Annotated in this window: 24 protein-coding genes; 9 read left to right on the forward strand and 15 right to left on the reverse strand. The window is 43.5% G+C overall.

What is annotated here, in order from left to right:
• Nucleotides 1-22 precede the first annotated feature (22 nt).
• Nucleotides 23-1,741, forward strand: a complete 1,719-nt coding sequence (gene cysI / locus AAYR28_RS09250; protein WP_034284013.1) for an assimilatory sulfite reductase (NADPH) hemoprotein subunit — start codon at nucleotides 23-25, stop codon at nucleotides 1,739-1,741.
• Nucleotides 1,742-1,769: 28 nt separating this feature from the next.
• Here cysI and AAYR28_RS09255 read toward each other — a convergent pair whose 3' ends face one another.
• From AAYR28_RS09255 to AAYR28_RS09300, 10 genes are all read right to left on the reverse strand, one after another.
• Nucleotides 1,770-3,704, reverse strand: a complete 1,935-nt coding sequence (locus tag AAYR28_RS09255; protein WP_120206914.1) for an AMP-binding protein — start codon at nucleotides 3,702-3,704, stop codon at nucleotides 1,770-1,772.
• 13 nt (nucleotides 3,705-3,717) lie between these two features.
• Entirely contained in the window at nucleotides 3,718-5,241 is a 1,524-nt protein-coding gene (locus tag AAYR28_RS09260) for an acyl-CoA carboxylase subunit beta (protein ID WP_120206912.1), read from the reverse strand.
• An 18-nt stretch (nucleotides 5,242-5,259) separates the two neighbouring features.
• Complete coding sequence (locus AAYR28_RS09265) at nucleotides 5,260-6,042, reverse strand: enoyl-CoA hydratase (protein WP_046311349.1); 783 nt, start codon at nucleotides 6,040-6,042, stop codon at nucleotides 5,260-5,262.
• 12 nt (nucleotides 6,043-6,054) lie between these two features.
• A complete protein-coding gene (locus tag AAYR28_RS09270) occupies nucleotides 6,055-6,963 on the reverse strand; it encodes a hydroxymethylglutaryl-CoA lyase (protein WP_120206910.1) in 909 nt (302 codons plus the stop codon).
• Between the two features lie 11 nt (nucleotides 6,964-6,974).
• Nucleotides 6,975-7,190 (reverse strand): acetyl-CoA carboxylase biotin carboxyl carrier protein subunit, encoded by a 216-nt coding sequence (locus tag AAYR28_RS09275; RefSeq protein WP_034284022.1) that lies wholly within the window; start codon nucleotides 7,188-7,190, stop codon nucleotides 6,975-6,977.
• The gene (locus AAYR28_RS09280; RefSeq protein WP_120206908.1) at nucleotides 7,187-8,536 is read right to left on the reverse strand and encodes an acetyl-CoA carboxylase biotin carboxylase subunit; all 1,350 of its coding nucleotides are present in this window, start codon (nucleotides 8,534-8,536) and stop codon (nucleotides 7,187-7,189) included. Before AAYR28_RS09280 ends, AAYR28_RS09275 begins: the two co-directional genes overlap by 4 nt.
• Nucleotides 8,537-8,544: 8 nt before the next feature.
• Nucleotides 8,545-10,182 carry an AMP-binding protein gene (locus AAYR28_RS09285; RefSeq protein WP_120206906.1) on the reverse strand — a complete coding sequence of 546 codons (1,638 nt, stop codon included), beginning with the start codon at nucleotides 10,180-10,182 and terminating at the stop codon, nucleotides 8,545-8,547.
• 42 nt (nucleotides 10,183-10,224) lie between these two features.
• Nucleotides 10,225-11,367 (reverse strand): acyl-CoA dehydrogenase family protein, encoded by a 1,143-nt coding sequence (locus AAYR28_RS09290; protein WP_120206905.1) that lies wholly within the window; start codon nucleotides 11,365-11,367, stop codon nucleotides 10,225-10,227.
• Between the two features lie 148 nt (nucleotides 11,368-11,515).
• Complete coding sequence (locus AAYR28_RS09295; protein ID WP_342474487.1) at nucleotides 11,516-13,054, reverse strand: glycoside hydrolase family 10 protein; 1,539 nt, start codon at nucleotides 13,052-13,054, stop codon at nucleotides 11,516-11,518.
• A gap of 24 nt (nucleotides 13,055-13,078) precedes the next feature.
• Nucleotides 13,079-13,885 (reverse strand): tyrosine-protein phosphatase, encoded by an 807-nt coding sequence (locus AAYR28_RS09300; RefSeq protein ID WP_176967384.1) that lies wholly within the window; start codon nucleotides 13,883-13,885, stop codon nucleotides 13,079-13,081.
• Nucleotides 13,886-14,035: 150 nt separating this feature from the next.
• Between AAYR28_RS09300 and AAYR28_RS09305 the strand changes: the two genes are divergently transcribed.
• Complete coding sequence (locus AAYR28_RS09305) at nucleotides 14,036-14,800, forward strand: DeoR/GlpR family DNA-binding transcription regulator (protein ID WP_034284036.1); 765 nt, start codon at nucleotides 14,036-14,038, stop codon at nucleotides 14,798-14,800.
• A gap of 18 nt (nucleotides 14,801-14,818) precedes the next feature.
• Here AAYR28_RS09305 and AAYR28_RS09310 read toward each other — a convergent pair whose 3' ends face one another.
• A complete protein-coding gene (locus AAYR28_RS09310) occupies nucleotides 14,819-15,397 on the reverse strand; it encodes a hypothetical protein (RefSeq protein ID WP_034284037.1) in 579 nt (192 codons plus the stop codon).
• Nucleotides 15,398-15,522: 125 nt separating this feature from the next.
• On the opposite strand from AAYR28_RS09310, the gene AAYR28_RS09315 reads away from it, so the two are divergent.
• From AAYR28_RS09315 to AAYR28_RS09340, 6 genes are all read left to right on the forward strand, one after another.
• A complete protein-coding gene (locus AAYR28_RS09315) occupies nucleotides 15,523-16,656 on the forward strand; it encodes a CdaR family transcriptional regulator (RefSeq protein WP_345808979.1) in 1,134 nt (377 codons plus the stop codon).
• Between the two features lie 78 nt (nucleotides 16,657-16,734).
• The gene (gene glcD / locus AAYR28_RS09320) at nucleotides 16,735-18,144 is read left to right on the forward strand and encodes a glycolate oxidase subunit GlcD (protein WP_345808980.1); all 1,410 of its coding nucleotides are present in this window, start codon (nucleotides 16,735-16,737) and stop codon (nucleotides 18,142-18,144) included.
• The gene (locus AAYR28_RS09325; protein WP_342496210.1) at nucleotides 18,141-19,481 is read left to right on the forward strand and encodes a (Fe-S)-binding protein; all 1,341 of its coding nucleotides are present in this window, start codon (nucleotides 18,141-18,143) and stop codon (nucleotides 19,479-19,481) included. The genes glcD and AAYR28_RS09325 overlap by 4 nt, the downstream gene beginning before the upstream one ends.
• Nucleotides 19,482-19,554: 73 nt before the next feature.
• Nucleotides 19,555-21,039, forward strand: coding sequence for a spore germination protein (locus tag AAYR28_RS09330; RefSeq protein ID WP_345808981.1), 1,485 nt, complete (start codon nucleotides 19,555-19,557; stop codon nucleotides 21,037-21,039).
• A gap of 12 nt (nucleotides 21,040-21,051) precedes the next feature.
• Nucleotides 21,052-22,152, forward strand: a complete 1,101-nt coding sequence (locus tag AAYR28_RS09335) for a GerAB/ArcD/ProY family transporter (RefSeq protein ID WP_061109567.1) — start codon at nucleotides 21,052-21,054, stop codon at nucleotides 22,150-22,152.
• Entirely contained in the window at nucleotides 22,149-23,249 is a 1,101-nt protein-coding gene (locus tag AAYR28_RS09340; RefSeq protein WP_081124484.1) for a Ger(x)C family spore germination protein, read from the forward strand. The genes AAYR28_RS09335 and AAYR28_RS09340 overlap by 4 nt, the downstream gene beginning before the upstream one ends.
• Before the next feature lie 6 nt (nucleotides 23,250-23,255).
• Here the strand turns inward: AAYR28_RS09340 and AAYR28_RS09345 are convergent, their stop codons facing one another.
• The 3 genes from AAYR28_RS09345 to AAYR28_RS09355 all read right to left on the reverse strand — a co-directional run bounded on the left by AAYR28_RS09345 (nucleotide 23,256) and on the right by AAYR28_RS09355 (nucleotide 24,541).
• A complete protein-coding gene (locus AAYR28_RS09345) occupies nucleotides 23,256-23,819 on the reverse strand; it encodes a hypothetical protein (RefSeq protein ID WP_259455873.1) in 564 nt (187 codons plus the stop codon).
• A gap of 136 nt (nucleotides 23,820-23,955) precedes the next feature.
• A complete protein-coding gene (locus AAYR28_RS09350; RefSeq protein WP_259455872.1) occupies nucleotides 23,956-24,180 on the reverse strand; it encodes a hypothetical protein in 225 nt (74 codons plus the stop codon).
• A gap of 130 nt (nucleotides 24,181-24,310) precedes the next feature.
• Entirely contained in the window at nucleotides 24,311-24,541 is a 231-nt protein-coding gene (locus tag AAYR28_RS09355) for an excisionase family DNA-binding protein (RefSeq protein WP_120206895.1), read from the reverse strand.
• Nucleotides 24,542-24,863: 322 nt separating this feature from the next.
• On the opposite strand from AAYR28_RS09355, the gene AAYR28_RS09360 reads away from it, so the two are divergent.
• The gene (locus tag AAYR28_RS09360; protein ID WP_034284052.1) at nucleotides 24,864-25,466 is read left to right on the forward strand and encodes a DedA family protein; all 603 of its coding nucleotides are present in this window, start codon (nucleotides 24,864-24,866) and stop codon (nucleotides 25,464-25,466) included.
• A gap of 38 nt (nucleotides 25,467-25,504) precedes the next feature.
• On the opposite strand, the gene AAYR28_RS09365 is transcribed toward AAYR28_RS09360, so the two are convergent.
• Nucleotides 25,505-26,326, reverse strand: coding sequence for a uroporphyrinogen-III synthase (locus tag AAYR28_RS09365; protein WP_101676655.1), 822 nt, complete (start codon nucleotides 26,324-26,326; stop codon nucleotides 25,505-25,507).
• Nucleotides 26,327-26,454: the final 128 nt, after the last annotated feature.

A 26,454-nucleotide genomic window follows, 5' to 3' on the forward strand; every position in this document is an offset into this window, starting at 1 on the left:
AAAGAAAGGAGCTTTTACTTACATGGTGAAGACAGCATTAACAGCGCCGGATGGACCTCCGAGCGACGTAGAGGAAATCAAAGAAAAAAGTGATTATTTACGGGGTACTTTAAAAGAAGTGATGCTTGATCCGATTTCAGCGGGTATTCCTGATGATGACAACCGTCTGATGAAGCATCACGGCAGTTATTTACAGGATGATCGTGACCTGAGAAATGAACGGCAAAAACAAAAGCTTGAGCCTGCCTATCAATTTATGCTGCGCGTCCGCCTGCCTGGCGGAATCGCTACATCCAAACAGTGGCTTGTGATGGATGAGCTTGCTCATCAATATGGAAACGGTACGTTAAAGCTGACAACTCGTGAAACCTTTCAGCTTCACGGTATTTTAAAATGGAACATGAAAAAGACCATTCAAGACATTCATTCCACTATGCTTGATACGATCGCTGCTTGCGGCGATGTGAACCGTAATGTCATGTGTACATCAAACCCCTATCAATCAGAAGTACACCATGATGTTTACGAGCTCGCCAAAAAATTAAGTGATGACCTGCTTCCGCAAACAAGAGCGTATCATGAAATTTGGCTTGATGAGGAAAAGGTAGCGGCAACGCCTGATACAGAGGTTGAGCCGATGTATGGACCGCTTTATTTGCCAAGAAAATTCAAGATTGGTGTGGCAGTTCCTCCTGCTAACGATATTGATGTGTTTTCGCAGGATTTAGGCTTCATTGCGATTATTGAAAATGATCAATTAGTCGGCTTTAATGTCGCGATTGGCGGCGGAATGGGCATGACTCATGGTGATACAGCGACCTATCCTCAGCTTGCAAAAGTAATTGGCTTTTGTACACCGGAACAAGTTGTAGAGATTGCCAAACAAGTGATCACCATTCAGCGTGACTATGGAAACCGTTCGGTGAGAAAAAATGCCCGCTTTAAATATACAGTGGACCGCCTCGGTCTTGAGAATGTAAAAGAAGAGCTTGAGCGCCGCCTTGGATTTACCCTATTAGATGCAAGAGATTATCACTTCGATCATAACGGTGACCGCTATGGCTGGGTAAAAGGCATCAATGGCAGATGGCATTATACGATGTTTGTAGAAGGCGGACGCATCACGGATTACGATGACTACCCGCTGATGACAGGCATTCGTGAAATCGCGAAGATTCATACAGGTGACTTCCGCTTAACAGCGAATCAAAATTTGATCATTGGAAACGTCACATCTCACAAAAAGAAACAAATCGAGCAGCTCATTGAGGAGTTTGGTTTGTCAGATGGACAGCAGCACTCTGCACTGCGCCGCAGTTCAATGGCCTGTGTTGCTCTTCCGACATGCGGCTTAGCAATGGCAGAGGCAGAACGCTACCTCCCGCGCTTGATTGACAAAATTGAAGAGATTGTCGAAGAAAATGGCTTAAGTGATAAAGAAATCACGATTCGTATGACTGGATGTCCAAATGGATGCGCCCGTCATGCGCTTGGTGAAATTGGCTTTATCGGGAAATCACCTGGTAAATACAACATGTATCTTGGCGCTGCGTTTGATGGCAGCAGATTAAGTAAACTGTACCGAGAAAATGTAGGAGAAGAAGACATTTTAAACGAGCTTGGCTCTCTTCTCCCCCGCTATGCAAAAGAACGCGAGGAACATGAACATTTCGGTGATTTTGTGATTCGGGCAGGTATTGTAAAAGAAACAACAGATGGCACGAATTTTCATGTGCAATAAAAAAGACAGGATGCTCTCCTGTCTTTTTTTATGGATTTTGTTTTCTTTTCAAGTATTCGCAAATGCTGTTATACACATCAGGATTATCTAGAGACGAAAGATCTGGTGAATGCTGCTGTTCATAAGCTCCTTTTAATAAACGACGGACGATTTTTCCGTTTCTTGTTTTCGGTAAAGCTGAAATGAGATGAATTTCCTTTGGTGTGAGCGCTTTTCCCGCATATGAACCAACATGTATTTTGAGCTCTTGAATGAATGCTGCTTCTTCTAAAGACTGTGAACTTGCCACAATGAAACAAACTAGTGCTTCTCCCTTCACCTCATCCTTTACTCCAATCACAGCAGCCTCATGTACGGCTGGATGCCCGACAAGAATGGATTCAATTTCAGCTGGACCAATGCGTTTACCAGCTGTATTAATGACATCATCCGATCTGCCCGTGATATGGAATGCGCCATCCTCTGATTGCATCACCCAATCACCGTGCGTCCACACCCCATCAAATCGTTTAAAATAGGTGTCTTCATATCGCTTCGGATCTTTCCAAAACCCACATGTCATGCCGACCCACGGCTTTTTCACAACGAGCTCTCCTACTTCATTTAGAACGCTCTCTCCTGCCTCATTATACACATCTGCCGCCATTCCTAAGATTGCCGCATTAAAAAGGATCGGTTTGATTGGGCGAAGCAGCGTACTTCCTACAATACCGCCAGAAACCTCTGTTCCCCCTGAGTAATTTAAGATCGGAATGTGCTTTTGACCAATGGTGTCAAAAAGCCATTGCCATGGTGCTTCATTCCACGGTTCACCTGTAGATATGATGGCTTTCACGTGCGGCAGCTCAATGTCTGAAAGGTTTTGCTGCATCGCAGATCGAACAAAAGTAGGTGAAAGTCCAAAATGGGTGACTTTTTGCTCGTGGATGAATGACCAAAGGTGCTGTTCATCTGGATAATCGGGTGCGCCGTCATATAAAACAATTGCAGCTCCATTGATCAAGCCGCCAAAGACGAGAAAGGGCCCCATCATCCATCCCATGTCTGTGAGCCAAAACAAACGGTCTCCTTTTGCAACGTCCATACAAAGACCGGCATCAAAAGCCGCTTTTACAGGAAAGCCTGCGTGTGTATGAACAGCCCCTTTGGGTGTACCGGTTGTTCCAGAAGTGTATAAGATCATAAGGGGATCTTCATTTGAAAGATAAGTCGTTTCACTCATTGGTTCTTCTTTTAACAAATCGTTTAGCTGAATATCCTCTTTATATCCAGTAGGAGAGGAAGCATGTACAATGACTGTTTGGACAGTCTTGGTTTTGTCGATTGCTTCTGCCGCACATTCACGCATGTTGATCGTCTTTCCCCGGCGCGTCACGCTCGAGCCTGTGACGACAATGGTTGCACCGGAAGCACGAATACGTACGGCTAGAGGCTCGCTTCCATAGCCGGAAAAGACTGGGCTAAAGATGACACCAATCTTTGCAAAGGCAAGCATGACAGCAGCCGTTTCCGGAAGCATCGGCATATAAATGACTGCCACATCCCCTTTTTGAATCCCCTTCTTCAAAAAACCAGCAGCGAGACGATTGACCTTTTCCTGAAGTTCGAGGAACGTCCATCTTCTCTCTTCGCCCGCTTCATTTCTCCAAATCACGGCTGGTTGATGCTGGGTTTCTTCATTCTCTGCCCATTTGTCAACAGCCGTTTCGACCACGTTGAGCCGGCCGCCTTTATACCAATTGGGCCACATGAATGAATCTTGGCCTAATGCGGCTTCATACGGCTCCTTCCACACGATGCCGACCGCCTTTTCGGCTTCTCTCCAAAACCAATCGGTGCGCTCGATACTAGCTTGATAGAACGCATCATAAGTAGAAAAACCAAGTGAATGCATCCATTTGTAAAGGCGTGTTTGTTTCATCATCTGCTCTTCGGGTATCCACGCTGGTTTTAGGTTCATCATGAGGCCGCCCCCTTTAGACCGGATAAACCGGGTGTTTTCGTCTTGTAAATGTCATTTCTTTAGAGGTATAGGCTTGTAATCTATGACAAAGCTCATCTCGCAAATGGTCAAATGGGATGACACCATCGACAATCATTTCAGAGGCAAGCTCATATATATTCATATCTTCCTGGTATTCCTTGCGTTTCTCTTGAATAAATGCTGCTCTTTCCTCAGCAGGCAGTTCGGCAATTTTATTCGCATAGACAGCATTTACAGCGGCTTCTGGCCCCATGACAGCAATTTGCGCCGATGGAAGAGCGAGACAGCAGTCCGGTTCAAAGGCTGGTCCTGCCATTGCATATAAACCTGCACCGTATGCTTTACGAACAATGACGGATATTTTCGGAACTGTTGCCTCCGACATGGCGGAGATCATTTTCGCCCCGTGCCTGATAATGCCTGCTTGTTCCACTTTTGTTCCGATCATAAACCCCGGTATATCGGCAAGGAAAAGGAGTGGAATATGAAAGGCGTCACATAGCTGAATAAACTTGGCGGCTTTGTCGGCTGAGTCATGGAATAAAACGCCTCCTTTTACCCTCGGCTGGTTGGCAATAAGACCGACAGGCTGACCATTCATACGGCCAAATCCTGTAATCAGCTCTGCGGCAAACAACTTTTTGATTTCAAAAAATGATCCTTCATCAATGAGTAAATCAATGAGCTGATACATATCAAAAGGGGTATTCTGCCCCTTAGGGATAAGGTCCTGGAGGGTGATCTCTGATGGTTTAGGTGCGATTGCGGCTGCCCGTTTTGGTTTTTCTGTATAGTTGGCAGGCATGTAAGTTAAATAAGTGCGGGCGGTTTGAATGGCTTCTTCCTCTGTTTTTGCTAATATATCGCCGCATCCAGAAATGCTGCAATGCATTTTTGCCCCGCCCATTTCTTCAAGTGATACTTTCTCTCCAATCACCATTTCGGCCATTCGCGGTGAGCCTAAGTACATTGAGGCATTCCCTTCGACCATGACGACGATGTCACAAAAAGCAGGAATGTAAGCACCTCCGGCTGCCGAAGGACCAAATAGTAAACAAATTTGCGGAATACGTCCAGACAGCTTCACCTGGTTATAAAAAATGCGGCCTGCGCCCCTTCTGCCTGGAAACATGGCGATTTGATCGGTGATTCTAGCACCCGCAGAGTCGACTAAATACAGCATTGGGCAGTTGAGCTTTTCGGCTGTTTCCTGGATTCTAATGATTTTTTCTACCGTTTTGACGCCCCATGATCCTGCCTTGACGGTAGAATCATTTGCCATGACGCAAACAGTCTGCCCATTCATCCGCCCTGTCCCTGTGATAACACCATCTGCTGGTAAATGTTCATTTTGACACTCGGCAAACATGGCATCCTCAATGAAAGAATCCTCATCTAATAACAACTGGAGGCGGTCACGGACAAACAATTTTCCTTTTTCTTTGTTTTTTTGATGGTATCGGTCTGCCCCGCCTTTCAGAATCTGCTGTTTTTTCAGTTCATATTCTTCGATCATACCCATTCCCCTTTCTTGCTACCTGCCTCTGTATTGAGGCGTGCGTTTTTCTTGGAAGGCTTGAAGACCTTCCGTTCGATCTTCTGTCTCAATGAGCCGTAGATAGGCTTCGTATTCCTTTGTCAAACCTGTATGCAAATCGTGATCAAGGCTTGATTGAATCGCTTGTTTCGCTTCTTTTAAGGCAAGCGGGCCATTTTTGATGATTTGTTTTGCAAGAGAGATGGCCTCGTTCATGAGGGAATCTGCTAAAGAGATATGCTCAATGAGCCCGATTTGAATGGCTTCTTCTGCTTGTAATGATGCGCCTGTGAAAATAAGTTCTTTTGCTTTACCGAGTCCAATGAGGCGCGGAAGCCGCTGCGTCCCTCCGGCTCCTGGTATGATAGCTAGTCCTGTTTCTGGCAGGCCGAGTCTTGCTCCGGCTCGTGCAATGCGGAGATCACAAGCGAGCGCGAGCTCAAGTCCTCCGCCTAGTGCGTGTCCGTTCATCACTGCAATGACAGGTACAGGAATGGATTCAATCTCGATAAACGTTTGCTGAATCGAGAGAACAGCTCCTTTCGCTTCTGCTTCTGTCATCAATCGTCGTTCTTTTAAATCTGCTCCAGCACAAAAGACTTTTGAACCGGCTCCTGTAATGAGCAGACAGCGAATGCTTTCATCGTGTTTGATTTCTTGAATGATTTGATTGATCTCCTCCAGCATTAGAGCAGATAGGGAATTCGCTTGTTCTGGCCTGTTTAAGGTCATGATGCCGATCTGTTCATCTTGTATCGAAAAATGGACCAATGATGTCATGTTATTCATCCTTTATGAAGTAGTCTGAGAGTGAAAAGCGCGTAAACAGTGACTAGGCAGGGTTCGATCTACTTTTGCTTCAATCCATTCTGCCGCTTTAATTAATGCAGGAAGGTGAATATTTGTCTCAATTCCTAGTTTTTGAAGCATATGCACCACATCTTCTGTCGCCACATTTCCGCTGGAGCCAGGTGCATAAGGACATCCGCCAAGCCCGCCGCTGGAGGAGTCAAATATGGTAATCCCTGCTTTTAATGCCGTATAAATATTGGCAAGAGCCATCCCCTTCGTATCATGAAAATGAAGAGCGATTTTATCAGCAGGAAAACGTTCAAGTAAAATGTCTAAGCGCCTTTCTACTTGAAGCGGATGGGCTTCACCGATGGTGTCACCGAGAGATATTTCATCAATGCCATAAGAAAGCAAAATATCCGTTAACCGCAGGACTTGATCCATTGGCACTTGTTTTTCATACGGGCAGCCAAACACAGTGGAAATATACGCGCGCGTGTTTTTTCCTGCTGCTTTTAAATCAGCTGTCATTTGTTTGATAACAGGAAGTGTTTCATGGATGGATTGATTCATATTTTTCTTGTTATGTGTTTCACTCGAAGAGATAAACATAGCGCCTGTGTCAAGATTGGCTTCAAAAAAATGAGCTAAGCCTTTTTCATTGGGAATGAGTGCTGCATAGGTGATGTCGTCTTCTTTGTTAAAGGATTGGGTGAGTTCTTTGGCATCTTTTAAGGCTGGAACCCATTTAGGATGAACAAATGATGTGACTTCAATATAAGGGAGCTGGGCTGCTGCGAGCAGGTCAATCCACGTTCGCTTCTCGCCTGTGTCCAGCCAGACTGATTCATTTTGCAGTCCGTCCCGCGGGCCGACCTCCCTGATAATCACACTCTTTGGTAATGCCATCTGGCTCCCTCCTATTCTGTCAGTTCTAGAAGAACCTCTCCTTCATCGACAAACTCTCCCTCTGCCTTATGCACTTTGCTGATGGTTCCGGTCTCTTCAGCAACGATCGGAATCTCCATTTTCATTGATTCTAAGATGGCAACCTCCTGTCCTTTTTGCACTTCATCGCCTTGTTTCACAAGAAGCTTCCATAAGTTTCCGGCCATTTGAATCGTGACAGTTTTCATGAACGGTTTCCCTCCCTTTTTTTCATGAGAAAATCGGTTGTGATGCTGCCTTGTAAGAAAGCAGAAGATCCGGCCATTTCCCTTAAAAGCGGTAAGTTGGTTTTGATCCCTTCTATTTCATATGCTTGTAGTGCCTCTTTTAATCGTTCTATTGCAAGTTTTCGCGTATCACCGTAAACGATCATTTTCGCCATCATTGGATCGTAAAAAGGGGTAATGAGGCTTCCATTTGTCACACTTGACTCATGACGGATATACGGAGCTTCAGGTGTGGAGAGCCGAGTGATTGTTCCTGGTGATGGATAAAAGGTGACGGGATCTTCCGCATAAATTCTAACCTCGATGGCATGACCGATTTGATGAATATCCTCCTGATTAAAGGAAAGCGGCTCACGTGCAGCGATTTTCAGCTGCTCCTCGACAAGGTCAATGCCTGTAATTTCTTCTGTGACAGGATGCTCTACTTGTAATCTCGTGTTCATTTCTAGGAAATAAAATTGTTGATGCTGATCGACTAAACATTCAATCGTTCCTGCATTTTCATACCCAATCGCTTTAGCTGCTTTGACGGCCATCTCCCCCATTTGATGTCTCACCGATTCATCGAGACAGGCGGCTGGTGCTTCTTCAATGATTTTTTGATGTCTTCGCTGGAGTGAACAGTCGCGCTCAAATAAGTGGACCCCATGGCCGAAGGAATCAAAAAGGACCTGAATTTCAATGTGACGCGCGTTTTCAATGACCTTTTCCATATACAGCGTCCCATCGTTGAAAAAGCTTTGCGCTCTTTTTTGATTCCCTTCAAAAGCCCTGTACAGCTCATCGTCATTTTGCACGAGCTGCATGCCAATTCCTCCGCCCCCGCTTGATGCCTTGAGCATGATCGGATAACCGAGTGACTGCGCTTGACTGACCCCTTCTTCTGCATCATGCAGCGGAGCTGAAACGCCTGGTACAATGGGGATACCTGCTTGAGCCATCGTTTTTCTTGCTTCAATTTTATTCCCCATTCGCTGAATGACTTGTGCGGATGGGCCAATAAAGGCGATTCCTTCGCTGCGGCAGCGTTCTGCAAAGTCTGCATTTTCTGATAAGAGGCCATATCCTGGGTGGATGGCATCTGTATTTGTCTGTTTGGCTGCCCTAATGATTGCTTCCATGTTTAAATAGCTTTCAGATACTTTCGCGCCTCCAATCGGATAGGCGCTGTCTGCTTCTTGCACATGAAGTGCATGTTGATCTGCTTCTGAATAAACGGCGACGGTGTAGATCCCGAGCCTTTTACACGTTCGAATAATTCGCCTGGCAATTTCGCCTCGATTTGCAATCAGTACTTTTTGAAACATCGCTGCCTTCACTCCTTTATTAGATCAAGCGCCTGCTTTTTCAGACGAAATTTTTGAATCTTCCCTGATGCAGTCATTGGATACTCGTCAGTGATGAAAAAATATTTAGGAATTTTGTAGCGTGCCATTTGCGACTGACAATAGCTGGTGAGTGTCTCAATCGTCACCGCCCTGCCTTGCTTGAGCCGAATGAATGCGGCGGCTTCTTCTCCATACGTCTCGTCAGGTATACCAACGACCTGTGCATCAAGAATGTCCGGATGAGTATAAAGAACGTCCTCAATCTCTTTTGGGTATACATTTTCCCCGCCTCTAATGATCATATCTTTCAGCCGTCCTGTGATTTTCACATAGCCGTCCTCATCCATCTCTGCTAAATCACCCGTATGAAGCCAGCCGTCCTGATCAATCACTTCATTTGTGGCTTCTTCATTTTTATAGTAGCCTTTCATCACATGATAACCTCTTGTACACAGCTCTCCTTGTTCTCCTCTTGGTACTTCCTCCGGTGTGCCTGGAACGGTGATTTTCACTTCGATGTGAGGAAGCGCCCGGCCGACCGTTTGAACCCGCCTTTCAAATGAATCATCCGTTCTTGTTTGGGTAATGACAGGAGAGCTTTCGGTCTGTCCGTAGGCAATCGTGAGCTCCTTCAATCCCATTTGTTCAATGACGGCCTTCATCACATGGGATGGGCAAAGAGATCCTGCCATAATGCCCGTTCGTAATGTGGACAGATCGTATTGGTGAAAATTCGGATGGTCGAGCTCTGCAATGAACATTGTCGGGACGCCGTGAAGGACGGTGCACTTTTCTTTTTCCACTGTTTGAAGAACTCTCTCTGGATGGAAGGATTCAATTGGAATGATCGTTCCTCCTTTTGTGAGACATGCAAGCACGCCAAGAACGGATCCAAAGCAATGAAAGAAAGGAACAGGGATACACATTCGGTCCTTTTGGGTGAGCTTCATACAATCTGCGATTTGGCTGGCATTGCAGACAATGTTTGTATGGCTGAGCATGACTCCTTTTGGATAGCCGGTTGTGCCTGAAGTATATTGCATATTAATGACATCATCAGGCGCAAGCTCATCCATTCGTTTCTCCCACTCATGATCCTCTGTTCTTTTAGCAGCTGCTTGAATACTATCCCAGCTGCGCATGCCCTTTGGCGTGTGCTCGCCAATATAGACGACACTTTTTAAATAAGGAAAAGATGAGGATGTGATCTCACCTTGATGAGCGTTTTGAAACTCCGGTATAAGTTCTTCAAGCATTTTGACATAGGATGTCTCTTTAAACCCGTCTACGATAAACAGCATGCTGCTATCAGAGTGCTTGAGTAAATAGGCGAGTTCTTGTGCTTGAAAATTCGTATTTACGGTGACAAGAACGGCTCCTATCGACGCGCAGGCGAATTGCAGCATGAGCCATTCGGGTACATTGGACGCCATGATGGCGATATGATCGCCTTTTTGAACACCTAATGCCATAAGACCTTTCCCGGTTTCCTTGACTTCTCGATAAAACGCTTCATATGAAAAACGTAAGGAACGTTCTGGATACACAATGGCTTCATGTGCTGGATGCTGCTCCATTTTCCCTTTTAATAAGGAACCGATCGTTTGTGGATGAATCGACATCATGGCTTTCCTCCTCCATTGATGGTAAGCGTTTTCATTATCGGATTACCCTAACAGTTGTCTTGCGATGACTAGACGCTGAATTTCAGAGGTCCCTTCTCCAATTTCCATTAGCTTCGCATCTCTCACAAGTCGTTCTACACCACATTCTTTCATGTAGCCTGTTCCCCCGTGAATTTGAACAGCATCAAGACTTGCTTTTGTCGCCATTTCAGAAGCGAAAAGTTTGGCATAGGCAGCTTCTTTTGTAAACGGCTTGCCGTGATCTTTCAGCCAAGCGGCTTTCCATACCATTTGTCTGGCGAGCTCTATTTGCATCGCCATATCTGCCAGCTTAAACTGAATCGCTTGGAAGGAAGAAAGGGTCTGCCCAAATTGCTTTCTTTCTTTTGCATGCGAGAGCGAAGCATCTAGTGCAGCTTGTGCGATACCAACTGATAACGCAGCAATTGAAATGCGTCCCCCGTCTAATGTATATAAAAATTGCTTAAAGCCTTTCGCTGGGTCTCCTAAAATATTCTGGGCGGGTACACGTACACCGTCTAAAATGATTTCTGCTGTATCTGAACCGCGCACGCCCATTTTGTCATATGGATTTGTAATGGTCAGCCCTTTTTGCCCTTTCTCCACAATGAAGGCGGAGATGATTGGGCGGCCGTTTTCATCATGATCCGAGACTGCAGTGACGATAATGGTTCTGGCAAAATTGGCGTTTGTGATCCAGCACTTCTCCCCGCTGATGACATATTCTTGTCCGTCTTTGACCGCTTTTGTTTTTGTCCCTTTTGCATCTGATCCTGCGTTTGGTTCTGTTAATCCAAAGGAGCCGAGTGCTGTTCCAGAAGCCAGCGGGACAAGGTGGTCCATCTTTTGCTCCTCTGTACCGAAGTAATAAAGCGGGCTTGCGCCTAAGGAGACGGCTGCAGCATAGCTAAGACCTGTACTACCGCACTGTTTGCCGATTTCTTCTACAGCCAGTGCATATGATATCGTATCTCCACCTGAGCCGCCGTATTTCTCTGGAAAGGGGATGCCCATAAAGCCGAGCTCCCCCATTTTTTGAAACGTTTTGACTGGGAATACGGCCTGTTCATCAATGGTTTGAGCGAGTGGTGCAATTTCTGCTTTGGCGAAATCTTTGACCATCTGGCGGATCATTTGTTGTTCTTTCGTTAATTCAAAATCCATCTTGTTTCCCCCTTTGGCTCTTTTCTATCATATTTATTAATCAAGCAGCTGCTTCATGCCAAGCTTGATTGAATTCAGAAAATTAAAACAAAAATAATAGAAAAAAAGCATGATTGAAGAAAAATCCTCATTCATGCTTTTTTTTCTATTATTTCACTATTTTTGTAGAAGGCTTGCTTTCGTGATGAAGACGATTAAGAGCCGTAATCTTGTAAGTATCCATTTTCTTTTGATTGACTGGGAGGTCTTTGATCGTTGTTATGGCGCCTTTTTCTTTTCTGACTGTTTGCAGTAATTCGTATGTTCCTTTATTTGTTAATCGATAGACTGCATAATAGGATACGGTAGAATGATCATTTTTGATTTGTAAAGCCGCACCATCCGCTGTCTTTTTCACAGATTGAATGATTGGTTTTTTAGGCGCTTTCTGATGAAGCCAAGGCATTTCTGGAATGAGAGCTGGTTTGCGGTATGACTCTTCTATCAATCGATCCTTTACATTCAAAGGGTTGCGATTGAGATCCTTCAGGCTGAAATGCATGCTTCCCTGCACGAGCTGTGACTGCCTGTTCAGCTCAATCTGCCTAAAATATTCTTCCGGGTCAGACCAAGCAGGATCACTGTTTTGATTAATTTTATACGCCGCTTGACCAATGTACAGGTGAACCGGCTCCCCTTTCACCTCATTTGACCACCATTTCGTCAGCACGTCATAAGCGGCAGCTTGAAAGCCGATGCTCCAGTAAATTTGTGGAGTGACATAATCAATATCGTGCTGCTGAATCCACTCTCTTGTATCAGCATACAAATCATCGTAGTTGGTCATTCCTGCTGTGGTGTTTGAACCAGTCGGGTCATCTTTTATGTTGCGCCATACACCGAATGGACTAATACCAAATTTCACATAAGGTTTTTCTTTCTTAATGGTGTCATTGATTTGCTTCACCAGCTGGTTCACATTATCTCTTCGCCAATCTTCTATATGTGTAAATGCTTTTTTTCCATATGTTTCATACGTTTCTTGATCTGGAAACGGGACACCAGCTATTTTATTAGGGTAAAAATAATCATCCATATGCACCGCATCAATATCGTAGTTTTTCACAACTTCTTCTATGCCGCCTACAATGAAGTCCTGAGCCTCAGGAATGCCTGGGTTGTAATAAAGCTGATTACCATATGCAATCGTCCAATCAGGATGCTCTCTTGCAGGGTGATCGGCTGACAAACGGCTGAGATCAGTATGATTCATTGTGATTCGATAAGGGTTAAACCAAGCGTGAAATTCAAGACCGCGTTTATGAGCTTCTTTGATCATAAACTCAAGCGGATCATACCCAGGATCTTTCCCTTGTGTTCCAGTCAAATATTCTGACCACGGCCCGTATGCTGAAGGATAAAAGGCATCTGCTGTTGGTTTAATTTGCATAATGACGGCATTCATATTCATCGCTTTGATCTCATCTAACAAACGAATAAACTCTTGTTTCTGCTCTGCTACGGGCAGCCCCTTCTTTGAGGGCCAATCTAAGTTATAAACTGATGCAATCCATACCGCGCGCATCTCTCTTGTGCTCTCAAGCTTCCCTTTTGGCACTGCACGAGCTGCTAGACTGCTAGAAGGAATCAATAAAAATACAAACATCAACATCAGTGTTAAAACTGTCATACTGATCTTTTTCAGCATGTTTTGCATCACCTCACCTTAAGTTTATTCCGCTTTTTGTGATGGAATGCCAGCAGATGGTGTAAGCAGAATATTTTTCATTTCCTTGAGCTGGGATTCAGGGACTTTGCAGGCTTCAATTAAATACTGCTCTGCACTCCCGTATGTCTCCAGCATTTCGTGCAGCACATCTTCAAGATAATCTTGCTGCACACCGACAAGCGGCTGAATTTGTTCTTTTGACACCCGGTATAAACTCATCAATCGGACAAATCGTTCCTGCCTTCTGACGAGCATTTGCACGCCTTCATTGGAACGCATATATTCACTTAAAACGACAGCCAGCGGTACACCTGCTGTTAACTGAATCAGGGCAGATAAAAAACCTGTACGGTCCTTGCCACTCGTGCAGTGAAGCATCAGCGGGTAATGGCTTTGATCTGAAAGCAGTGTGAACAGCTGCCGAATCTCTTCTTTACGCTCTGTCAGCATGCTTTGATATAACTCTTTCATGATCGGTGTAAATGAGAGAGACTTCCCTTCTGTTACCAGCATACGAAACATGGTCCATTTACTCGGCATCTTACTGTCAGGCTGCATCGGAATATGAACGATTTTGTCGTGTTCCTTGATCTTTGGCGGATGTGATTTACGTTCTGAGGCTGTACGGAGGTCACAAACGGTTTGAATTCCGAGTGCTGAGAATATCTCGATGTCTTGTTTCGTCAAACGGGATAAGTCTGCGGATCGATAAATCATTCCCTTTTTGATCACCATCCCATCTGTTGTTTGAAGTCCCCCTACTTCTCTAAAATTCGCAAGCTTTGAAAATGGGTTGTTTGATTGATTCATAGAAGTGAAAGTTCCTTTCTGGTTTCTTTCTTTTTTCTATCATACGCTTTTATATCAAAGGAGAAAAGAGAATCAATTGGCCTAATCCCAGTAAGAGAATTTATTGGTATAATGGAAAAAGGACATTCGGATTGATTGGAGATATGAAGTATGATAAAAACAAAACGGATTCAGCAAATCAAAGAGTATGTGTTTGACCGTGAATCTGCCTCACTTGATGAGCTTGTGGCGCATTTTGGTGTCTCAAAAAACACGATACGCCGAGATGTACAGGCATTGGTCGAGTCTGGCGTGCTCAAAAAAGTGTATGGCGGAGTGGCTGTGAACCATTCAACGTTAGTGGTGTATCAGGAGCGAAAGACCCGTCAGCTCAGTAAAAAGCAATTGATCGGTCAGACGGCTGCCGCTTTTGTGGAAAACGGGGATATGATTTTTATTGATTCTGGTACGACAACGCTTGAGATGCTCCCCTATTTGACTGAGAAACAGGTGACCATTGTGACCAATAATGTGGATTTCATTACACAGGCGATGCCTTATGAAAATCTCACCATCTTTTCCACTGGCGGGATGCTTGAAAGAAAAACGAATTCTTTCGTTGGCTATCAAAGTGTTGAGCGCTTAAAAGCTTACAATGTCAATAAAGCCTTTATCGCATCAACTGGTTTATCCATTGATCACGGCGTCACGAATTCGTCTCCGCTTGAAACCGATATTAAAAAGACGCTTGTTCAAAAAAGTGCCAAGACCTTTTTATTAGTGGATGATAGCAAATTCGATCATTACGCCTTGACCACGTTTTGTGATTTGCACGAGATTGATATCGTCGTGACCAATCAGGAGCCAAATGAAGATTATCTCCAATATGGAAAAGAGCATGATGTACGGTTTGTCACACCTTCATCGAATGAATAGATGGACAAAAAAAACGGCTCAGGAATTTGAGCCGTTTTTTGATTCATTGATTTCAAGCTGCATGATCATACGGAATAAAAATCGATACACGGCCGAGATGACGTCAATGAAAGCCGTATCTTCGTGGATATCCTCAAGCTCAAGAAGCTGCAAATTCACATCAAATAAGCCATCTTGTCCATTAAATTGAAGCTGAGCACCATTTAATGGCGATAGCATGTCCTTTAGAATATTCGTGTCTTTTTTAGGACGTTTTAAACCGAATAGGACGGTATACGTTTGAAACACTTCATCCCATTCAATGGCCAAGCCATCCACTTTCACGACATCAAACCACTTGGATTCGATATAAATGAATTCTTTTTGATGTTTTTTCACATATGTAAGCGGTGTGTTTAGAAATGAGGCGTTTTCTGTTTGAATCATGTTCTCTGATTCCTTGTCTACACGCTCTATATATACATCGCCAAAACGGGCTTCTTCTTTTATTCTCGCCCCTTCTAATGTCCAATTGCGGCGCGCCGCTTCATCATATTCAAAGTCGGTCAGCGCCTGTCCTTCTTTTAGTAAGTCTTGTAAGCGATTTTGCAGTGACATGGCTATGTCTCCTTTCTTCTCCTTCATGTGTGTTTATTATTTTAGCATAACTCATGAAAAGAAAGATATGTCCCAGCATATGATGGTATGATAGTGTCAAAAGAAACATCTCGGAGGGGTACGTTTTGCTCACAATGACACTGGCAGAAAAAATCGTAGACGAGGTTAAAAAGGTGCTGACTGAGGAAATCATCATCGCACAAACAAACGGCACCATCATTGCAGCAACAGATCCAGCGCGCGTTGGACAATTTCATGAAGGAGCGTATCTGACATCTTTTGAAGGACAGAAACGAATTCTCACAAAGGATGACCAGCAGCACATGAAAGGCGTCAAAGCTGGCATCAATCTGCCTATTTATTTTAAGCAAGAGGTCATCGGGGTCATTGGATTGACAGGAGATCCTGTACATGTGTCTCCTTTTGGCGAAATATTAAGAAAAATGACCGAGCTGCTTATTCATGAACATGAATTTTTTCAAGAAACTGAAACGGATGAACGTCAGCTCGAAGCGTTTGTATTCGACTGGCTTCATCTGCCAGAGACAGCGATTGATCTCACTGAAAAAGCGTCGCGGCTTCAGCTTGATATCACCAAGGAGCGCGCAGTTGTTCTGATCGATTGTCAGGATGAATCGTTTATGAAGCAGAATCAATACAAAGAATTGAAGGAAACGCTGCATCTCACTATGCAGGAGATCATCGTCCGCTGGGGGCATGCCCGTTTTTTGCTCATGCTGCAGACAACAGCAGATGATCGTAAAGCCTTGCAGCAGCGCCTGTTTCACATCCATGCCTCCCTTACGGCGCGGGGCACACAGGGGGTTTTGATTGGAACGGGAAAACCAGCAGCTGCTCATTTGATGAAGCAATCCTTTCAACAAGCCTTTCGAGCATTAAAAATGGCACATGCTGATACACCGATTGTATTTGATGAAGATTTAACGCTTGAACTTTTTATGGAGGAAGTGAGTCAGGAAACAAAAGAAGTGTTTCTTGATCGAACAATCGCCCCTCTTCTCCCCTATCCTGAATTAGTAAAAACATTGCGGGTGCTTATGACATCAGATTGCTCATTGAAATATACAGCAGAAGCGATGCATGTTCATATCAATACACTGCATTACAGGCTAAAACGCATCCAGGATTTAACGACACTTGATCCAAAGCGTATGCAAGATGCAATGCTCTTTTATTTAGCCTTCATGTTATTAGATCATGATCCAAAAAAACGAAGCGAACAGCCCGATATTTTGTAGAATCGTCCATAGGCATGAGGCGATTCTTTTTTTATACTGAAAGAAACGATACGTCTCATCAATAGGAGTTGAATGCGTATGTTACATTCTGAATTTTTAAATCAATTAAAAAAGATTGTCGGTGCGTCTTACATGCAGGACAGTAAAGCCGATCGGGTTGCCTACTCTTATGATGCAACACCAAATTTTCAGCATATGCCAGATGTCATCGTAAGCCCGCGCGCGGCTGAGGAAGTCCAGCAAATTGTCCGGCTCTGCGCCTCATATAACATACCGATCGTGCCAAGAGGATCAGGAACGAACCTTTGTGCAGGCACATGTCCCACTCAAGGCGGACTTGTGATGCTGTTTACAAGAATGAACCAATTAATAGAAATAGATGAAGAAAACCTGACAGCAACGGTGCAGCCTGGTTTGATCACACAGGAACTCATTCGCCAAGTAGAGGCGAAAGGCCTCTTCTATCCACCTGATCCAAGCTCTATGAAAATCTCTACATTAGGCGGAAATATTAATGAAAATTCAGGCGGTCTCCGGGGGTTAAAGTATGGAGTGACAAGAGATTATGTCCTTGGACTTGAAGTCGTTCTGCCAAACGGTGACATCATTAAAACAGGTGGCAAGCTTGCAAAGGACGTGGCCGGGTATGATATGACCCGTTTGTTCGTAGGTTCAGAAGGAACGCTCGGGATTGTCACTGAAGCCACGCTGAAGCTTTTGCCGCTTCCAGAAACAAAACAAACGATGCTTTGCTTATATGAAAACTTAGAGGAAGCCGCCGCTTCAGTATCGGCTATTATTGCCGAGCGTATCATCCCCGCCACATTAGAATTTATGGATCAGCCGACTCTGGAAGTCGTTGAAGATTTTGCAAAAATCGGTTTGCCGACTGATGTTCAAGCGGTGCTGTTAATCGAACAAGACGGCCATCCTGAGGCGGTTGCCCGTGATATGCAGAGCATCGCAAAAATTTGCCAGCAGTACGGTGCAAAAGAAGTGAATATCGCTCATTCTGAAGAAGAAGCAAATGCACTTTTAACAGCGAGACGATCCGCTTTATCTGCCCTCGCCCGCTTAAGCCCGACGACCATTTTAGAAGATGCCACAGTTCCCCGGTCTGAAATTGCCAGCATGGTGCGGGCGATCGAAGACATTGCGAAGGAGTACAAAGTGAAAATCTGTACATTTGGTCATGCAGGTGATGGCAATTTGCATCCTACTTGTGCAGCAGATGCAAGAAATGAAGAAGAAATGAAACGGGTGGAAGAAGCCTTTCAGGCCATTTTTGAAAAAGCAGTCTCACTTGGCGGCACCATTACGGGTGAACATGGCGTAGGTCTTATGAAAGCCCCTTACTTAGAACTAAAGGTTAAAAAAGAAGGCATTGCGGCAATGAAAGCGATCAAACAAGCGCTTGACCCGGAAAATATCATGAACCCTGATAAAGTGTTTGGAAAAGCCGAAAGAAAGCGGGTGGTGGTCTCATGAGTTCTAAACAAACAGAGATTCAGCAAACATTTCAGCAGCAGATGGACGAAAAAGAGCTGCTCAATTGCATGCGCTGCGGCTTCTGCCTCCCTTCCTGCCCTACTTATATTGAATCTGGTCAACAAGAAACACACTCTCCCCGCGGCCGAATTGCTTTAATGAAGGCGGTGAGAGACGGCGTCATTGAGCCAGATGAAGATGTCGAGCATTCACTGAATCTTTGTCTTGGCTGCCGTGCATGTGAACCGGTCTGCCCTTCCGGCGTCAAATATGGAAGGTTACTTGAGGATGCAAGAGACATCATTCAGCAGCACAAAAAACAATCCATCCCTGTCAAACTTGTAAGACGTGTCGTGTTTAAAGGTCTCTTTCCTTCACAAAGCCGAATGCGGAAAGCGGCAGGACTTCTTCGATTTTATCAAACATCTGGTCTGCAAACGGCTGCCCGCAAAACTGGCATGCTGAAGGTGCTTCCACCGCACTTACGCCTGATGGAACAGGCGCTTCCAAAGGTGCCGCGTCAACAGAAAAGCCGTTTGATGGAATACAAAGCCGCCGGGCCAGCGAGAAAACGTGTCGCCTTTTTTACTGGCTGTTTAATGGACACGGTTTTTTCCAGTACAAACGAAGCAACCATCCAGCTTTTGCAGCTGGCAGGCTGTGACGTCATCGTCCCTCCTATTCAGACGTGCTGCGGAGCGCTCCATGGCCATAGCGGTGAAAAAGAACAAGCGAAACAGTTAGCAAAGCGGAATATTGAAGCTTTTGAACAGATAGATGCGGATGCCATTGTCATGAATGCGGGCGGTTGTGGCGCTTTTTTAAGTGATTACGATCATTTGCTTTGCGATGATCCGGATTTTCAAAAGCGAAGTGAAGACTTCTCAAAGAAAATCACGGATATATCAGACATTTTAGTGGAGCTGGAATTTCACCGCCGCATGCCGCTTGCTTTGCCAGAGCAAGTCATCACCTATCAAGATTCTTGTCATTTGCGGAACGGAATGGGTGTACAGCATACGCCAAGGGTGCTGATGAAGGCCATTCAGGGTGTATCATTTAAAGAAATGAAGGATGCGGGCCGGTGCTGCGGCTCAGCTGGCATTTACAACATCTTGCAGCCAAAGATGTCAATGCAAATTTTAGATCATAAAATGACAGAAGCCAGCCAAACAAAGGCGGCTGCCATCGTTACATCTAATCCAGGCTGTCAGCTACAAATGGCAGCAGGCATCAAACGCTCAGGGCACTCGCCGAGCATGCGCGCGGTCCATTTAGCTGATTTATTATTAGAAGCCGTTCTATATGGAAAAAAAGCGTCCAGCCCATCAAGCTGAACGCTTTTTTTCATGCATATCTTTAGACAATTGGTTAGATAATAGAGGCAAATCGCCGAAGGAGCTGGTTCAAATGCTGAAGAAAAACAAACAACACAAGGACTCAAATTCAGTATTTGAAGCATTATCACGTTCTGCTGATTTTACAAATGAGCTGTCTCGAAATGGAGATTTCCTGTATAGGATTTCCTTTTTTCGTTCGTTAATTAATGGACATCTTCTACATGAACAAATCCTCCCCTCCCTCAAACAACTGCACCTGACACCCACTCTTGAAGAGCTGAAAGAACGAATTCCCATTGAGCAGGCTGTCATCACGAGCGATCTTCAAAAAGTGGAAGAAGCCCTTCACCGGGGCAGCATTGCCATTAGACTTGAGACAGACTGGGGCAAAACGCTTCTTTTGCCGATTGAAGAAAAGAAAGGCAGACAAGTAGGTCCGCCTGAGATTGAATTTGGCATTATCAGTGCTCAGGAAGCATTTGTGGAGGTTTTAGATACCAATTTAAATTTGGTCAGGCGGCGGCTGCCGACGCCTAACCTGAAAGTTGAGGAAAAGACGGTTGGTACGCTGTCTCAAACAAAAGTAGCCGTGTTATATATTGAAGAAATCGCCAACCCGGAAAACATCGAAACGGTTCTTCAGCGAATTGAGGACGTTAATTATGATCAGATTTTAGATGCGAATTACCTCGCTCAAATGCTTTATGATGTATCCAATACGATCTTTCCGTTGTTTTTGAATACAGAAAGACCCGACCGCGTGTCTTCAGGCTTATCAGAAGGGAAAATTGCCATATTAGTGGATGGTTCGCCTCATGTCTTGCTTGCCCCAACTATTTTACTTGAGTATTTTTCCACGATGGAAGACTACAATATGTCATGGATTGCGGCTTCTTGCTTTAGGCTGTTACGCATATTTGCTGTGATATTTTCCATTTTTGCGACACCTTTATATGTCGCCGTTTTAACCTTTCATTATGAACTGATCCCAAAGGATTTATTAGAAACCATTGTCTCCTCGCGCTATCTTGTGCCATTTCCTCCGATCATTGAGGCACTATTTTTAGAGATTTCGATTGAATTACTAAGAGAAGCAGGTTCAAGGCTCCCAGCTAAAGTCGGTCAGACGCTCGGGATTGTTGGAGGGATTGTCATTGGACAGGCTGCTGTAGCAGCAGGCTTAACGAGCAATATTTTACTCATTATTGTTGCCCTGTCTGCTCTCGCCTCATTTGTCACGCCTATATACAAAATGGGCAGTACCATTCGGCTGCTGAGATTTCCTTTTTTAGTTGCAGCACAGGTTTGGGGCGCATTAGGTATTGCTGTGATGGGATCTTTTCTGCTCACCCATTTAATGAAATTAACTTCAATTGGCCGGCCGTATTTAGAGCCTATTTTTCCAATGCGCCTTGCTGATTTAAAGGGCAGTTTGATTCGTCCTCAGCTCCGTTTTTTGAACAAAAGGCCGGAAAATTTACGTCCGCAAAATGAAACCATCCATCGCTCTAAGCCGAAGCAAGGCCGCAAGGGGAAAAATGATTTTTATGAATAAGGAAGTGAAGGCATGAGCTCTTCTTCTGTCAAAGAGAAATTTCAAGTATCCCCTTTTTTTGTGTTTTTTCTCATTAATGCCAATCAAGTAGGTGTCGGCATTTTAAACTTTCAAACGAACCTTGTCCGTTCCATGAATAATGACGGATGGATCGCCATTCTAATTTCTGGCATCAGTGTCAATGTGATGATCTTTCTGATTTACTTGATGTTTAAAAAGGCTCCTTCGGATGAATTTGTTCATATTACAAAATTCGTATTTGGTAAATGGATTGGGCAATTATTCAATATTCTCTACATCTTATACTTTTCATGTTTGTCGCTTACTGTCCTCGTCCATTATATGGATGTAATCCATGTGTGGCTGTTTAAAGAAATTCCGGGTTTTTTGTTTGCTGCTGTACTGCTTGTGCTAGTGTATTACATTCATACCGGCGGCTTTAGAACCATTGCAGGATGGGCGTTTTTTAGCATTATACTCACATATTGGATGACGTTTATTTGCTTTTACGTCATGAAATATAGTCACATTCGCTTTATGTTTCCAATGTTTGATCATACATTCTCGCAGCTGGTAATGGGTCTCAAAGATGCCTCCTTACCCATGTTTGGTTTTGGAACGCTGCTTGTCTATTATCCCTTTATTAAAAAAGCACAAACGTCACAAAAATTTGCCCACATGGGAGCATTATTCACGACATGCTTAAATTTACTTGTCTTTCTCGTATCCATTGCGTATTATTCGAGTGCTCAGCTTAAATTAACAAAATGGCCAACATTGACGTTAACAAGCATTGTGAAACTTCCCTTCATTCAGCGCTTTGAATTTATTGAAGTGTCTCTTTGGCTGCTTCTTATTATTCCAAATATCGCGATTCCATTATGGGCTGCGAGCCGAATGGCGAAACAAGTATTTCATACAAGCCAGCGCGTCAATTTAATCGGTCTCAGCATTCTCATTCTGATCATGTTTTCGTTTTTTGCCGGTGCAACTTCTTTTGAAACCTTTAATCAATGGGTGGAATATAGCGGATTCATTCTGATCTATGGATTGATTGTCTGTATGGTCATTGGACTGATGCTGAAAAAAAGGTGGGTGAAAAAACGAACATGAAACAGTATGTACTCATAGGTCTTATGTTGTTTAGTCTTTTGTTAACTAGCTGTGCACAGCCCCGGCTATTAGATGAATTAAATATCTCTCAGGCGGCAGGATTTGATTTAATGGAAGATGGCGAAATGAAGGGCTTTTTTGTCTTTCCCGTCTTTAAAAGTGAAGAGCAAGGCAGCTATCAAATATTAAGTGCAAAGTCAAACACGATTAGTAATATCCAATTTCTCGTGTCAGAAAAATCGCCTTTTCCGGTGGTTATGGGCCAGGTGCTCGTTATTTTAGTCAGTGAAAAGTTAGCAAAAGAAGTCGGCATGATCGATTTAATGAATTACATTTATCGTGATCCTATTATTGGTTCACGCCAAGTGTTTGCGATTGTTGGCGGAGAAGTCGAAGAATTATTATACACAAAAATGAATCAAACGAACTTAAATATAGGTGTATATCTCTCTGATTTGTTAACGCAAAATATGCGAAATGGCAATGAGCCGGTCACAAATCAGCATATTTTTATGAATCAGATGATGGCAAAAGGGGTCGATGCTTATCTCCCTTACATTGAAAGAACAAGCAATGCCATCAAGGTCTCGGGCGTTGCTCTATTTGATCAAGAAAAAATGGTGGGTCATATTCCAGGAGAAGACACGTTCACATTTAAAGCGATGATTGAAAATCATAAAAATGGCATCTATGAGTTTCAATTGCATGATCGAGCAAAGACTCATGTTGTCATTGAAAATATCAAATCACATGTGTCTTACCAGATCAAACCGACGAAAAACCTAACAAAAAAGCCTCATATCACGATTGATATCAAACTAAAAGGCGAATTAAAAGAATTCATGAAGTCCAAAAAAATTGATAAACCGAATATATTGGACCAAGTCGAAAAAGAAGTTGAAAAACGTATCACTCAGCAAGGAGAAGATCTTGTACAATCCTTTAAAAAGCAAAACATAGACCCGCTTGGACTGGGCCTTAGGTATAGATCAAAAGACAAGGCAATGACACCAGAAAAATGGCAAGACATTTATCCTGATGCGGATGTAAAAGTGAAATGCCGCATGAAAATTGTTCAAACGGGAGTCAGCCAATAAAAAGGCTTATTCAAATATGTCTTGTTTGTTCTCCAAGATATTGGACACTTTCATTTTCACTCGTGGAACCTGATCTTTTTGATTAACATCATGTAAAATCTTCTCTACTTCATTTTTATCAGTTTTAAGGATTTTAGGTGAAAATTGTTCCACAAGAGCCGGTCCATTCCCTTTTGCACAGTTTGCCATTGTATCTAGTGCAATGAAGCTGAAAGGCCTTCCTTTGTTTAGCCAAGATTTCATTCTTTCCCAGGTTGGACAGCTGACGGCTGCCAGCCTTCCCCACTGATCGTGAAAATGGGTGCAATTTGACTCCATCCAATCCAATATTTTGTGAGAACGGAAACGGTGCAGGCAAATAAAAGCCTCTAACGGCAATTCTTTTTCACTGATCGATTTCATTTTTTTCAATATATGGTGTAATCCCTCATCTTCTGGCAAACAGCTGGCTGCTGCCCACGAAAGCGGATAAAGGAATTCTTCGTCCGCCTGATCCAAAAGTTCCCTTACCCATTCAGCGGCAACTGTACCTAGAACATCAGCTGCGATTTCTAACATTCGTGATTTCACTTCGGCATGCTCCGTTTCATAAAACCTACTATGAACAGAATCCAAGATTTTTTGCCGGTCGTGCTGTTTCAGCGCATCGATGACATCATCCTCAAGAAACCATCTAGTAATTGAAAAGTCTATTAAAGACGCCAAATCATCTAACGACGTGTAATGTTGGTGCTTTCTCACTTTTGGTGACGATGACGTTCTTCTCTGATTGGAAAGCCTGTCCATCCTCTCCATAAAAATCATCGTGCAGTAAAAATTGATTAGGAGAATGGAGAACGGCTAAGTGATAAGGCTGTTTCGGTTCATCAGACGCTTCTACAACATTCATTTCGTTTTTTTGACAGGCTTCACATAAAGTAGTTGTCCCCACCATTTTCACTTCCTTTTACTGCTAATGATTGTCATTCGAGAAAGAGCGGAAACCATTTGAGCATAAGTTAATATAAAGATTATTCTTTCTACATTGATCCATGTTGAATCAATTGAAAAAATGACATATTCTAATCTTCATCCTTTACATCGGGGTCTTCCGGAATCGGTTCATTTAAGATCTCTTGGACGAGCTCTTTATATTGTTCGAGCTGCTTTAAATGGGTTTGAAACTGCCCTTGATAAATAAGATAAGATTCCCCGTCAAATACGTAACGGATCTTTTTTTGCTGGATTAATTTTTTAATATACGTTTCTGATACTTCCAAGTATTCAGCTGTTTCTGCAATTGTTAGATACATGTTTGTGCACCACCCGTTCGTTTCATCTAGCAAATTATATCATGTTCTGCTGAAAAAACGGATGCAGCCTATTCTTTTATGGTGACTATTTTTCACATAGCAAGTAGATCGTCTAAATGCCGGCAAATATGGTATGATAAAATCTGCTAGACGAGAGCTTTTTAACATAGACTTGATGAAAAAGGCAGGTTCAGTGGTGTCTGTATGAGCCGCAAGCCATCCTGGCATATATAGAAAGCATACTCATGAGAAAAGCAAAACAAGCATAGGCTCTTATAAGGATACTTGAAGAAAAATCGTATTTAAAGGCAGAGTGAAATGAATGGGAACCTTTTTTAATGAAATTTTAACCTGGCTGACAAGCCTTGGTTATGTAGGTGTAGCACTAGGGCTGATGATTGAAATCATTCCGAGTGAAATTGTACTTGCCTATGGCGGATATATGGTGTCAACAGGCACAATTGGTTTTGTAGGAGCTGTGATTGCCGGCGTCATCGGTGGTACGCTCGCCCAGTGTTTTATTTACTGGATCGGTCTGTACGGCGGAAGACCTTTTTTAACAAAGTATGGAAAGTATTTGTTCATCCATGAACATCATATCGCGACTGCAGAGCGCTGGTTTGACCGGTATGGAACCGGTGTAGTCTTTACCGCCCGCTTTATCCCTGTTGTCCGTCATGCCATCTCGATTCCAGCGGGTATTGCCAAGATGCCTTTTTTGAAATTCGTTTTCTTGACAGGATTAGCTGCCATCCCTTGGTCTATCTTATTTATCTATCTTGGCATGCAGCTTGGGACAAAATGGGATCATATTCAAAGTGTTGCTCATGCTTATACAACCCCTATTATGGTCATTGCCATTGTCCTGATTGTTCTCTACTTTGTACTCAAAAAAATTCGGACGAATCGAAAACGGACAATCTAACCAAAACGCCTTTCACTGATCTGGTGAAAGGCGTTTTTTTATGAGTGTGCTGATTGTTTTTCCATATATCGAGATAGCTCTATTATCATTGCACCCATTCTCTCAAGTGACGGGGCAAGAATTCGGTCTATTCCCTCTTCTTTTAAAGCTTCAGCAGTGACTTTCCCGACTGCTACTGCAAGCACGTGCTGCTCGAATAATGCTTGCAATTCTTCTTTTCTTCCCCATTCTGCAGCTAGTTTGAAAAAGGCGTGAACTTGGACAGCGGTTGTAAAACAAACGGCATGAACTTGTCCATCTTTCATTTCTTTCAGCAGCGTTTCAGCTGCCTCTGGTTCAGGAGGTGTGTGCTGATATGGTAAAAGCGGCAAAACATCTGCCCCTTTTTCATGTAAAAACTGAATGAGAGCTGGTGCATTTTCACCATGAAGCTGCACCATCACACGTTTGCCTTGAAATTCCTTGTCTTCAAGCTTTGAAATCAAGTCACGAACTGTACCGTCTTCATCAGAGACCTCAGGCTGAATTCCGCGTTTTTTCAAAGCAGCAAAGGTTTTGTACCCTCTTGAAGCAATATGGGCATTTGATAGAATGTTCATAAATTCTTTACCAAGCTGCAGCTCTTCTGCACTCTCAATCAATGTATCTGTACCGATGCCTGTTGTCAAGATCACCCAGTCGGCCCCTTGTTTCACAAAGGTTTCTATGCCTGGCTTTAATTCCTCTTTGGCTAAAAATACGGTTCCTTGAAGAGAACGAATAACGGCTTGTCCCCCTTGCTTTTCGACAAGTGTACGCATTTCTTCTGTTTTTCTCGTACCACAAATGGCAATCGTTTTTCCAGATAAGCCCTTCCTCATTTTATCCCTCTTTTTCTATCACATTTGATATGTATTAAATATAGATTTATTTGGAAGACGATGCAAGTGTCTACTAAAAAAGAGCTTGACGTTTCTATCGAATTCGAGTATCTTTTGTAAGTGCAAAT

The sequence above is a fragment of the Bacillus safensis genome (assembly GCF_039619585.1).
Lineage (GTDB): Bacteria > Bacillota > Bacilli > Bacillales > Bacillaceae > Bacillus > Bacillus safensis.